This window comes from Lysobacter defluvii IMMIB APB-9 = DSM 18482, from assembly GCF_000423325.1.
Lineage (GTDB): Bacteria > Pseudomonadota > Gammaproteobacteria > Xanthomonadales > Xanthomonadaceae > Novilysobacter > Novilysobacter defluvii.
Map to the genome: position 1 here is coordinate 158,133 of NZ_AUHT01000011.1, position 9,858 is coordinate 167,990.

The 9,858-nt window shown below is 73.1% G+C and carries 10 protein-coding genes; 4 read left to right on the top strand and 6 right to left on the bottom strand.

Annotated elements, in window-relative coordinates; genetic code table 11:
- Positions 1-38: 38 nt before the first annotated feature.
- Complete coding sequence (locus G545_RS15735) at positions 39-944, bottom strand: hypothetical protein (RefSeq protein ID WP_052106767.1); 906 nt, start codon at positions 942-944, stop codon at positions 39-41.
- A 97-nt stretch (positions 945-1,041) separates the two neighbouring features.
- On the opposite strand from G545_RS15735, the gene purT reads away from it, so the two are divergent.
- Entirely contained in the window at positions 1,042-2,271 is a 1,230-nt protein-coding gene (gene purT / locus G545_RS0110035; protein WP_052106768.1) for a formate-dependent phosphoribosylglycinamide formyltransferase, read from the top strand.
- 25 nt (positions 2,272-2,296) lie between these two features.
- On the top strand, positions 2,297-2,617 hold the full coding sequence (locus tag G545_RS0110040; protein WP_027070268.1) for a hypothetical protein: 321 nt from the start codon (positions 2,297-2,299) through the stop codon (positions 2,615-2,617).
- On the opposite strand, the gene G545_RS0110045 is transcribed toward G545_RS0110040, so the two are convergent.
- The 5 genes from G545_RS0110045 to G545_RS0110065 are packed head-to-tail and all read right to left on the bottom strand — an operon-like array spanning position 2,584 to position 7,010.
- Positions 2,584-3,855: an endonuclease/exonuclease/phosphatase family protein gene (locus G545_RS0110045; protein ID WP_052106769.1), complete on the bottom strand. Its 1,272-nt coding sequence runs from the start codon at positions 3,853-3,855 to the stop codon at positions 2,584-2,586. The genes G545_RS0110040 and G545_RS0110045 overlap by 34 nt on opposite strands.
- On the bottom strand, positions 3,852-4,589 hold the full coding sequence (locus tag G545_RS0110050) for an arginyltransferase (protein WP_027070270.1): 738 nt from the start codon (positions 4,587-4,589) through the stop codon (positions 3,852-3,854). Before G545_RS0110050 ends, G545_RS0110045 begins: the two co-directional genes overlap by 4 nt.
- Before the next feature lie 50 nt (positions 4,590-4,639).
- Complete coding sequence (locus tag G545_RS15665; protein WP_052106770.1) at positions 4,640-5,473, bottom strand: hypothetical protein; 834 nt, start codon at positions 5,471-5,473, stop codon at positions 4,640-4,642.
- 3 nt (positions 5,474-5,476) lie between these two features.
- Positions 5,477-6,373 carry an acyl-CoA thioesterase II gene (gene tesB, locus G545_RS0110060; protein WP_027070271.1) on the bottom strand — a complete coding sequence of 299 codons (897 nt, stop codon included), beginning with the start codon at positions 6,371-6,373 and terminating at the stop codon, positions 5,477-5,479.
- A 31-nt stretch (positions 6,374-6,404) separates the two neighbouring features.
- Positions 6,405-7,010 (bottom strand): N-acetylmuramoyl-L-alanine amidase, encoded by a 606-nt coding sequence (locus tag G545_RS0110065; RefSeq protein ID WP_027070272.1) that lies wholly within the window; start codon positions 7,008-7,010, stop codon positions 6,405-6,407.
- 45 nt (positions 7,011-7,055) lie between these two features.
- On the opposite strand from G545_RS0110065, the gene G545_RS0110070 reads away from it, so the two are divergent.
- Entirely contained in the window at positions 7,056-7,610 is a 555-nt protein-coding gene (locus tag G545_RS0110070) for an alpha/beta hydrolase (RefSeq protein WP_036137200.1), read from the top strand.
- On the top strand, positions 7,607-9,829 hold the full coding sequence (gene rlmKL, locus G545_RS0110075) for a bifunctional 23S rRNA (guanine(2069)-N(7))-methyltransferase RlmK/23S rRNA (guanine(2445)-N(2))-methyltransferase RlmL (RefSeq protein ID WP_027070274.1): 2,223 nt from the start codon (positions 7,607-7,609) through the stop codon (positions 9,827-9,829). The genes G545_RS0110070 and rlmKL overlap by 4 nt, the downstream gene beginning before the upstream one ends.
- Positions 9,830-9,858 lie beyond the last annotated feature (29 nt).

Consider the following 9,858-nt stretch of genomic DNA (forward strand, 5'->3'; position numbering starts at 1 on the left):
GGCGGCTACCGATAGCAGCCGCGGCGGGTGACTGCAAGTCAGGGCAGGATGCGGTACAGCGGCGCCGGCATGAACTCGCCCGTCGCGTAGAGCGCCTCGCCATCGGCGGACCAGCCCAGCGCCTCGGCCTGGGGCAGCCAGGGAAGGTCGTGGACCACGGGAGTTCCGGTGACGGCGTTCGCCCAGTCCTGCCCCTCCCGGCGTTCATAGAGCAGCAGGTGGCGGTAGGTCATCACCGCGAGCCTGCGCCGGTCGGGCGACACCGAAGCGGCGGTGACCTGCCTGGCCAGCGGGGTGCGGCCGCTGGTGTCGGTGTCCTCGTCCAGCCCCGGCATGCCGTAGAGCGTGCCCTGCGGCCGGGCGGTGAGCAGCTGGACGGTGGGCGGATGCAAAGGCAGTACGAACAGCTCCGGCGGCTGGCGCTTCTTGGAGACCAGCAGCACCTCCCCGCGCTCGGCATCGACGGCGATCGCCTCGGCGTCGCGCGCGCCGTCCGGGTAGCGGAAGGCGATGGACCAGGCCGGGCTCAGGCGTCCGTTGCTGAGCTCCTCCGGCTCCTCGAACACGTGCAGCTGCAGGCTGCGGCGCAGGCCGCCGTTGTCGCCGATGTCGGCCACGAGGAGGTAGCTCCGCCCCTCGAGCTGGAAGGACTCGATGTCCTCCCAGTCGGTCTTGACCACGCCGTCGACGTTGAAGCTCGCCAGGCGCCGGCCGCTAGTGGTGACCGCGAACAGCCGTGCCGGGTTGCCGCCGTCGTCGTGTAGCCAGAGCACGCCAGGGTGCCGGGTCGAGGCGGCCAGGCCGCTGACTTCGCGAAGCTGCATGTCCATGAGCACGCCCGACAGGCCCGTGCCGGACTCGCCACGGCACCCGGCGAGCAGCACCAGTACCAGCAGGGCGGCCACGAGCAGGCGGGGGCGGGCGGGCGACGGGGCGGCATGCATCGGGCGAAGCATCGCATGGCGCCCGGTGCCGCGTAACCTCGGCGCGGCACCAGCTTGTGCCGCTAGACTTGGCGCCCCCGAGCCGATCCGCGATTCGATGCCCGAGACCGACCGTTCCCATGCCCGCTCCGTGACCCTCGGCACGCCGTTGTCGCCCCATGCCACGCGCGTGCTGTTGCTGGGGTCGGGCGAGCTGGGCAAGGAAGTCGCGCTGGAGCTGCAGCGCTTCGGGGTGGAGGTGGTCGCCGCCGACCGCTATCCCGATGCCCCGGCGATGCAGGTCGCCCACCGCAGCCACGTGCTGGACATGCTGGACGGCACCGCGGTGCGGGCGCTGGTCGCGCGCGAGCGGCCGCACCTGGTGGTGCCGGAGATCGAGGCCATCCACACCCGCACCCTGGTGGAGCTGGAGGAGGAGTTCGTCGGACGCGGCGATGGCGTGCGGGTGATTCCGACCGCCCGGGCCGCCTGGCTCACCATGGACCGCGAGGGCATCCGCCGGCTTGCCGCCGAGACCCTCGGCATCCCGACTTCCGGCTACCGCTTCGTCGACACCCGCGAGGAGTACCTCGACGCGATCGGGGCGGTCGGCCTGCCGTGCGTGGTCAAGCCGGTGATGTCCTCCTCCGGCAAGGGGCAGTCGACGGTGCGCACGCCCGCCGAGGTCGAGGCCGCCTGGGACCACGCGCAATCCGGCGGCCGCGCCGGGCGCGGGCGGGTCATCGTCGAGGGCTTCGTGGACTTCGACTACGAGATCACCCTGCTGACCGTGCGCCATCGCGACGGCACGACCTTCTGCGAGCCGATCGGCCACACCCAGGTCGACGGTGACTACCGCGAGAGCTGGCAGCCACAGCCGATGTCGCCGCTGGCGCTGGAGCGGGCGCAGGACATGGCCCGCAGGCTGTCGGAGGACCTCGGCGGCTGGGGCGTGTTCGGCATGGAGTTCTTCGTGCGGGGCGACGAGGTCTGGTTCAGCGAGGTCTCGCCACGCCCGCATGACACCGGCCTGGTCACCCTGGCCGGGCAGGACCTGAGCGAATTCGCGCTGCATGCCCGGGCGATCCTCGGGCTGCCGGTGCCGGTGATCCGCAGCCGCGGGCCGTCCGCCTCCTGCGCGGTGCTGGCCGAGGGCCACGGCGTGCCGGTGTTCGGAGGCGTCGATGCGGCGCTCGCCGAGCCCGACACCCAGCTGCGGCTGTTCGGCAAGCCGCGGGTGGAGGGCAAGCGGCGCGTCGCCGTCACCCTGGCGCTGGGCGCGGACGTCGAGCAGGCGCGCGCGAAGGCGCGCGCCGCCGCCAGCCGCCTGCGCATCCACCTGCGCTGACTTCCCACCTCTGCACGGAGCCTTGATGAAGCCACGAGTCCTCGACCGCTACTCGGTCTACTTCTTTCCCCAGGCGCTCGAGGTGCTGGGTGACGACGCGAAGATGTTCCTCAACGGCGAGGGCGAGCGGGCCCACGTCATCTGCCGCGAGATCGACACTGCGGGTTCGCTGCTGGAGATGACGCTGGACTGCCAGGGACCCGACGGCGAAGCGGTCGAAGTCGAGCTGATGGTGCCGTCGAACATGGTCCGGCTGATCATCTCGACCCGCGGCGACGGCAGCTTCGGCTTCCGGCCGCGCACGGCCGCCGATCAGGGCTCGGCGACGTCCACCCAGACCAGGTAATGGTCGCTGGCGCCGGCCACCTCCGCTCCGGGGGTGCCGGGCTCCGGCCAGTACACCCCGCCGTCGCGCACCCCCAGGTTGCGCGAGGGCAGCACGTAGTCCAGCCGCAGCGTGCCGCCCCGCGGGCCGAAGTCGCCGGTGTGGCTGGCGACGTCGCCCTGCCGCGGCAGCCCGCGCTCGCGTGCACGCTCCACCGCACCCCGGCTGCGCGGCACGAAGTCGCCGTTGATCCGCGGGTGCTCCAGCAGCTGCCGGATCGCACCGGATACGCTGTCCCCGTCGTGCGGGTCCGCGTTGTAGTCGCCCGCGACCACGAAGCGCGCGCCGGGTGCGAGCCCGCCGCAGGTCCCGGTGTCGTCGCACAGCCAGGGCGCGGGCCGGTTTCCGACGTACTCCGCCCAGAGCCGGATCTCGTCGGCGTTGCGGCGCCCGTTGCGGTCCTCGGGGCCGTCGAAGACCGGCGGGGTGGGGTGCGCGGCGAGCAGGTGGAGGGTGCCCAGGGGCGTCGAGACGGGCACATCCCAGTGCGACTTCGAGGACAGCCGCAGCTGGCGCCAGACCGGTTCGGGGTACCACGGCGCACCGGTCCCGGGGTCGACCGGCTGGCGCGCGCCGGGCATCGCGCTCCACGGAAGCAGCTGGAACGTGCGCACCTGCGAGGCCTGGATCGGGTGCCGCGAAAGCACCAGCATCCCGTACTGCCCGGGGTGCAGCCCGTAGCCCCAGGCATCGTTGCCGCGCTCGCGGCCCTCGCCGCCGACCTTGCCGTCCCGGTCGAGGTCCAGGCCGCTGGGCACGCCGGTGTTGACCGGTGCCAGGTAGCGGTACGGGTAATGCAGCGGTTCGCCGCCGCCCGCCTGCGGCTGCTCCAGGTAGCGGCGCTGGAACAGGGTCGCGGCCTCGCCGGCGGCGTCGTAGTCGAACTCGTTGAGCAGCACCACGTCCGGCCGCACCCGCTGCAGCACCGCGGCGACGTTGCGCGCCGCCTCGTCGCCCGCGCGAAGGCGCGCGACGAGGCCGCCGGCCTGTTCGGCATACAGCGAGGTGTTGTAGGTCGCCACCCGCACCGGAGCGCGCTCGCGCATCGCCTTCGACCAGGCGTCGGGATCGCCATGCACGTTCATGCGCACGCAGCCGGCGACCAGCGCGGCCAGGCCAGCGACGGCCAGCAGCGGCCAGTGGCGGCGGAGGAGGGTGGACAGGCGGGTACCGCGGGGCCGGCGGGGCGGCAGGGTCATGCAGTGTCTCCGGGTTCCAGGTCGCGCCAGGCGCGTCCGTCGTGGATCTCAAGCGGGCGGAAGCGACGCTTGTACTCCATTTTCGGATGCCCGGCGATCCAGTAGCCCAGGTACAGGTGGCGATGGCCCTGCTGGCGGGCCCACTCGAGCTGGCGCAGGATCGCCAGCGTCCCCAGCCCGCGTCCTGCCATGCCGGGCTCGTAGAACGTATAGACCGCCGACAGCGCAGACTCGACCACGTCCGTCACCGCCACCGCGAGCAGGCGCCCGTCCTCGCGCAGCTCCAGGAAGCGGCCGTCGTTCCAGCTTCCGGAGAGGAACTGGTCGAATTCCGCCGCGCCGTGGGTGTCCATGCCGCCGTCGCGGTGGCGGGCACGCAGGTAGCGCTGGTACAGGGCGAGCTGTTCGTCGGTACGGGTGGCCGGCTGCACCCGCAACTGCACCGACGCGTTGCGTGCCAGGCAGCGGCGCTGGCTGCGGCTGGGCCGGAAGCGCCGCACCGGGATGCGCGCCGCGACGCAGGCACGGCAGCCCGCGCAGTGCGGCCGGTAGAGGATGTCGCCGGAGCGGCGGAAGCCCCAGCCCAGCGCCATCGGGTACCAGCGCGGCAGGCGCGGGTCGCGCGGGTCCAGCACCAGGTCGCGGGCGGTCCGCTCCGGCCAGTACCCGCAGGAGTGCGCGCCGGTGTGGAACAGGCGCAGGTCGCCGGGGTCCTGGTACGCGTCGGTGCCCATGCGGCGCAGCATAGCCACGCCCGGTGAGGACTACATGTACGGGCGGCGGGCTAGAAACCGATCAGCCCGCGGCTCTCCACGTGCCGCAGGGTGTCGGTGACCTGCCATTGGCCGTCGATGCGGTCCACCTGCAGCGTCTTGTAGGTCGCCCAGCCACGGTGGTGGTAGGCCTCCATCTCCACCGTTGCGGACTCCTCGCCGGAGGCGCGGAAGGCGGACACGCGAAGCAGGGTGGCCGGCAGGCCGGTACCCGGGTGGAAGCTGCCCTGCTCCTCGTCGGCCACCTCGACGCAGTGGTTGGCCGGCACCAGGACCACGTCCGGGCGCCGCAGCGGGTCGATGATGGCCGGGGTCGCACTGGCCCCGTCCACGCCCAGGCACGCGATCGGGGTCCCGACCTCGTCCAGGGCCTGCGCCAGCACCGCGCGCGCGGCGCCGGGCACGGTCGCGCCGACGGTTCCGTCGAAGGGCCCCGCCGCCAGTTCCGGCTCGCGCGGCCCCTGGGTGGCGAGCTTGAACAGCAGGGTGCCGCCGATCGCCGCGATCACCAGCAACAGCCCCGTCTTGACCAGCAGCATGCGGCGGCGCGCGGGGCGGTCGGCTTCCTCCTGGCGGCTCTGGAAGGTGTACACCGGCGCACCCGCGCGCGTGGTGTCGAGCAGCCCGGCCTCGCGCAGCATCTCCCGCGCACGCGGCTGCTGGTCGGACTGGATCACCCACACCGACGCGCGCTGCGGGGCGCGGTCGCTGTAGCTGAAGTTGCTGCGGCGGTTGCCGCGGTAGGAGCGCCCGTTGGTGATGCGCACCTCGATGCCGGCGTCGCGCAGCAGCTTCGCGACCTGCTCGACGTTCTCGAGCCGCGGGCTGGAGAAGACCTCGCGCACCGCTCAGCCCTTCGCCGGGACGGCGCGCGCGGCCGCGGGATCGTCGACCACCCGGATCAGCCCCTCCTGCGCGGTGCTGGCGACCAGCCTGCCGCTGCGGTCGAAGACCTGGCCGCGGGCCAGGCCGCGGGCACCCTGCGCGCTGGGGCTGTCGATGGAGTACAGCAGCCACTCGTCCACCCGGAACGGGCGGTGGAACCACAGCGCGTGGTCCAGCGACGCCATCTGCACGTTGGGCTGGTAGTAGCTGATGCCGTGCGGGAAGGTCGCCGTGCCCAGCAGCTGGAAGTCGCTGGCATAGGCCAGCAGCGCCTGGTGCAGCTGCGGGTCGTCGCCGACCTTGTCGCACAGGCGGAACCAGACGTGCTGGTGCGGCGGGCGCCGCGGCGGGTTGAGCTCGTCGCGCGGATAGACGTGGCGGAACTCGAACGGCCCGGTGCGGGACAGCCAGCGCTGCACCTTGGTCGGCAGCGTCGCCAGCACCTTCTCGGGCACCGCATCGGCCGGCTCGATGTCCTCCGGCGGCGGGACCGTGGGCATCGGCAGCTGGTGCTCGGCGCCCTTTTCCTCTTCCTGGAACGAGGCGGCCATGAAGAAGATCACCTGGCCATGCTGGATCGCGGTGACCCGGCGCACCGAGAAGCTGCCGCCGTCGCGGGTGCGGTCGAGCTGGTAGACGATCGGCGCGTCGATGTTGCCGGCGCGCAGGAAATACGCGTGCAGCGAGTGCGCCGCGCGCGGCGAGCCAAGCGTGGCCTGCGCGGCCGCCAGCGCCTGCCCGAGCACCTGGCCGCCGAACACGTACTTGGTGCCGATGTCCCGGCTCTGGCCCCGGAACAGGTTGTCCTCGAGGCGTTCGGGGGCGAGCAGTTCGACCAGCTCGGTGGCGGGAGGGGTCATGCGCGGGGCGGGCCGGGTGGGGGACCGCGCATTATAGCGGCGCGGGTGCGGCGCCCCCGGGGAACCAGCGCGCAAGCGTGGTGCGGGCGAGCAGTTCCGGCCACGGGAACATCGGGCCCGGGTCCAGCTTGCGCCGCACCAGGGTGCCGGGCGCGTCGGTGGCCTCCACGGTGCCGGTGTCCAGGTCCTCGTGGCCGGTGATCCGCCGCAGGTTCGGACACTCGTCCTGCAGCTGCGCCAGCAGCGCCGCCAGGGCGTCGAGCTGGGCAGCAGGGTAGGGCTCCGTCATGGCCTGCCGGCGCGAGTCCCACCAGTCCGGGTAGCGCCCTGAATTCACCAGTTCGATGCCGATGCTGCGGGCGTTCCAGTCGCGCACGTGGTGGGCGGTGCGCTCCACCGGCACCCAGCAGTGCACGCTGCCGTCCCGGTCCACGTAGAAGTGGCCGCTGTTGCCGGTGCCCGACCCCGGGTGGACGATTTGCTCGCCGTACTCGCGCGCCATGGCCAGGTCGGGCAGTTCGGTGCAGTGGAGGACCACTAGGTCGATGGTGGCCGGGTCGCGCGGCTGCAGCCGGTCGGCATAGGGCAGCGGCCGATGCTGGATCTGCAGGCCGGGCGGGTGCGGGTCGGGCGGCATGCGGCGGATGCTAGCATCGCAACCCCCTCGATCCCCGGTCCCGCCATGCCTGGCCACTGCATCCTTTCCCATGGTTTCGAGAGCGGCCCGGACGCCACCAAGGTGACCGCACTCGCGGAAACCGCGGAACGGATGGGGTGGACCCACGAGCGGCCCGACTACACCGACCTGGATGCCCGGCGCGAGGCCAGCGAGCTGGGCGACGTCCCGGCGCGGCTGCAGCGGCTGCACGGCCTGGCGAAGGCCGCCGCGTCGCGTGGCCCGCTGGTGCTGGCGGGCTCCAGCCTCGGTGCCTACATCTCCGGACACGTCTCGCGGCTGGTGCCCGTGGCCGGGCTGTTCCTGATGGCGCCCCCGGTGCGGCTGGAGGAGGCGCACCCGATCGATGCCGACGTGGTGCCGACCAGCATCATCCATGGCTGGGACGACGAGCTGATTCCCGCGGCGGATGTCGTCGCGTGGGCGCACGCGCGCCGTGCCACGCTGCTGATGGTGGACGACCGGCACCGGCTGTCCGGCCACGTGGAGGCCAGTGCGCTCGCCTTCGGCGAGCTGCTGCGCCGCCTGGATTCCGGCACCGGCCCGGCGGCTGCGCGATGAAGTTCTTCGCCAGCTGCGGCAAGGGCCTGGAGTACCTGCTCGCCGACGAGCTGCAGGCCCTGGGCTGCGAGCGCGCCACCGCCACCATCGCCGGGGTGAACGTGGAGGGCACCCTGGCCGACGCGCAGCGGGCGGTGCTGTGGTCGCGCCTGGCCAGCCGCGTGCTGTGGCCGCTGGCGGAGTTCGAGTGCCCGGACGCGGACGCCCTGTATGCCGGGGTCGGCGCCGTTGCCTGGCCGGAGCACCTTGGCGCGGGCGACACCCTCGCGATCGACGCCCATGTCTCCGGCGAGGGCATCACCCACGCGCGCTACGCCACGCAGCGCGCCAAGGACGCGGTGGTGGACGTGATGCGCCAGGCCACCGGCGCCCGCCCCGACGTCGACCCCGAGCACCCGGACCTGCGCCTGAACCTGGTGGTGCGCAAGGGCCGGGCGGTGCTGTCGGTCGACCTCGGTGGCGGGCCGTTGCACCGCCGCGGCTGGCGCGCCCACCAGGGCGAGGCGCCGCTGAAGGAAAACCTCGCCGCCGGCGTGCTGCTGCGCGGCCGCTGGCCCGGGGTGTACGCCGCCGGGGGCGGGCTGCTGGACCCCATGTGCGGCAGCGGCACCCTGGTGATCGAGGCCGCGCTCATGGCCGCGGACGTCGCCCCGGGGCTGCTGCGCCATGGCGGCTTCCCGCCCTCGCGCTGGCTGGGCTTCGACGAAGCCGAATGGCAGCGTCAGCTGGAAGACGCGCGAACCCGCGAGTCCACCGGACGGGCCGCGCTGCGCCCGGTGTTCGCCGGCCGCGACATCGACCCGCGGGCGATCGCCGCCGCGCGCGACAACGAGGTGCTGGCCGGACTGGCCGGGCTGGTCGACTGGCAGGTGGCGCCGGTATCGCGGCTCGCGCTGGCTCCGCGCTCCCGCGAAGGCGGGAACCCGGGGGCGCCGGAGGATGGCGGGGACGCGTCCATGGATTCGCGCGTGCGCGGCAACGACGGTGACGCTCCCGGCCTGGTCGTCTGCAACCCGCCGTACGACCTGCGCCTGGCGGCGGATCCGGCGCTGTACCGGGAACTGGGTGACGCGCTGCGCCGCGCCGTGCCCGGCTGGAGCGCCAGCCTGCTGTGCGGCGACGCCGAGCTCGCCCACGCCACCGGGCTGCGTGCGAAGAAGAAGTACCAGCTGTTCAATGGCGCGATCGAGTGCACGCTGATCGTGGCCGACCCGGTTGCTCCTGTCCGCCCGGCGCGCGACGACGCGCCCGTGCAGCTGGGCGAGGGCGCGCAGATGGTCGCCAACCGGCTGCGCCGGAACCTGCGCCGGCTCAAGGCGTGGCGCCGGCAGGAAGGCATCACCTGCTTCCGCGCCTACGACGCGGACCTGCCCGAGTATGCCGCCGCCGTCGACGTGTACCAGACCGCCGAGCCCGTCCCGCGCACCTTCCTGCACGTGCAGGAGTACGCGGCCCCGGCCTCGATCCCGGAGGACGTGCAGCGCCGTCGCCTCAACGAGCTTCTGGCCGGCGCACGCGAGGTGTTCGGGGTCCCGCGCGAGCAGGTGGCGCTGAAGACGCGCGCCCGCGGCAAGGGCGGCAGCAAGTACGGCCGTTTCGACCAGCGTGGCGAGTTCCTGGAAGTGCGCGAGGGCGACGCGCTGCTGCGGGTGAACCTGTTCGACTACCTGGACACCGGCCTGTTCCTGGACCACCGGCCGATGCGCCTGCGCATCGCCGACGAGGCCGGGGACACCCGCTTCCTCAACCTGTTCGGCTACACCGGCGCAGCCACGGTGCACGCCGCGGTGGGGCGGGCGAGGTCGACCACCACCGTCGACCTGTCGGGTACCTACCTGCAGTGGTGCGCCGACAACCTTGCCCTCAACGGCATCGGCGGCAGCCGCCACCAGCTGGTGCAGGCCGATGCCCTGGCCTGGCTGGAGGCCGACCGCGGCCAGTACGACCTGGTGTTCTGCGACCCGCCGACCTTCTCCAACTCCAAGCGCGCCGGCGACTTCGACATCCAGGCCGTCCATGCCCGGCTGCTGCGCGCGGCGGTGGCGCGGCTGGCACCGGGGGGCGTGCTGTACTTCTCGAACAACTTCCGCCGGTTCCGGCTCGACGAGGCCGCGGTGGCGGAGTTCGCCCGGATCGAGGAGATCACGGGCTCGACCATCCCGCCCGATTTCGAGCGCAACGGCCGCATCCACCGCAGCTGGCGGCTGACCCGCGCGTAGGGGCTGCTGCGGACCCCGCGGCGGGGTGG